The organism is Hydrogenivirga sp. 128-5-R1-1, assembly GCF_000171895.1.
Genome location: NZ_ABHJ01000318.1, coordinates 1 through 1,560, shown reverse-complemented (window position 1 = coordinate 1,560; position 1,560 = coordinate 1). Strand labels below are relative to the sequence as shown.

Annotated in this window: 1 protein-coding gene and 1 pseudogene; both read right to left on the bottom strand. The window is 27.2% G+C overall.

Going from position 1 to position 1,560, the window contains the following annotated elements:
* Positions 1-159: pseudogene (locus HG1285_RS20685) on the bottom strand (riboflavin synthase); the annotation flags it as partial.
* A partial coding sequence (locus HG1285_RS18970) for a lytic transglycosylase domain-containing protein (RefSeq protein ID WP_008289236.1) occupies positions 140-1,560 on the bottom strand: 1,421 nt, incomplete at its 5' end. The pseudogene HG1285_RS20685 and the gene HG1285_RS18970, both read right to left, overlap by 20 nt.

Genomic DNA, 1,560 nt, shown 5'->3' with positions numbered 1-1,560 from the left:
TATGTCAACTACAGTTAAACAAACTCCGTTTACTGCTATGCTGTCCCCAAGTTTTGCATCTTCCAGTATCTTTTTAGCTTTCACGTATAAAAGCATACCGTCAGATTTTTTCTGCAGGCTTTCTATCTGACCAATTTCTTCAATGAGCCCTGTAAACAACTTTATCCTCACTTAGCTTTTTGTAAATTACATAATTAGTATAAACCTTTTTTACATAATCTCTTGTTTCGTCAAAAGGATGTGTTTCAACAAATTCTGCAATATTTTTAGGATTGAACCTTTTTAAAGTTTTTTTCACGTTAGTTGCACCGCCGTTGTACGAAGCTACAGTATAAAAAACATTTCCATTGAACATATTCAATAAATACTTCAAGTACCATCTGCCGTAGTCTATAGAAATGTAAGGATTAAACATATGAGTTATGTCAAAATATTTGTCTTTTCTTTTTTGTGCAGTCCAGTAGGCAGTCTTTGGTACAAACTGCATTAAACCAACTGCATTTGAAAAAGATATGGCTTTATAATAAAAAAGACTTTCCTGCTTCATTATTGCATATACTAAAGGATTCAAACTGCCAAATGGTTTAATATATCTTTCATCAGGAGTTAAACTTCTTACTATAACTTCCGGCATAACTTGCTTTAGATAATCTAAATTTCCTGTTTTTTTATAAAAATAATTAGCTTCTCGGTATGCCCATTTGTATAAATCTCCATTTTTCTTTAAAATTTCTATGAGCCTGTTTTTCTTTAAGGAAACTCTATGAGGATAGGTTTTTATTACATTTGCAGATATAACTTTATAAAAGTCCATTTTCTTTGAATTTCTTACTTTATAAAGATACTTCTTATTTTTAGATGAAAGGTAAAGCCAGTAGTTAAGTTTGTTTTTGTTTTTAATAAAATCCTTGTTTTTCAGTAAATATCTGTAAGCTATCTTTTTATTTTTATAAAAATATTTGTATAAAAATGTGTACCATACTTTCTCTTCTGACAGTGGTAAAAATTTTTTGAAATACAGAAAATAATCATTTTTTTTATAATGAAAAGCTTTTTTCATTAAAACAGTGCCTAATTTTTTTATGTATTTATGGTTTTTTGTATTTAAAAGCTGTTTAAAGTAGTATTTCCTTTCCTTCCAGCTTTTTGCATAGTATCCTAAAATGTAAAGTCCGACCGCATACCATTTTGAATCAGGATTTATTTGAGACAGGTAGTATTTTGCTCTTTTTATATCCTTAATTTTTACATTTAAATAAAGATAGTAGTATAAATTTTTATTTGAAGATTTAAGTAAAGGCATTATGTCAAGTGCCCTCTTATACATTCTTTTTGAGATTAATATATCAACAGCTTTTTGCAGTTCTTTCTGAGAAAGTTTTTTATAAATTTCTACGAATGTTTTATATCCGTAATTTCTATCATATATGTATTCAGTAGCAAGGAGTTTTTTTAAAGAAATGTTATTAAAAATATTTGCTTTTAAATAAATATAAAAAGGAAAGTCATCTTTATCTAAAGCTTTTTCATCAATTTTATCTATATAAAATTTTGCAGTTT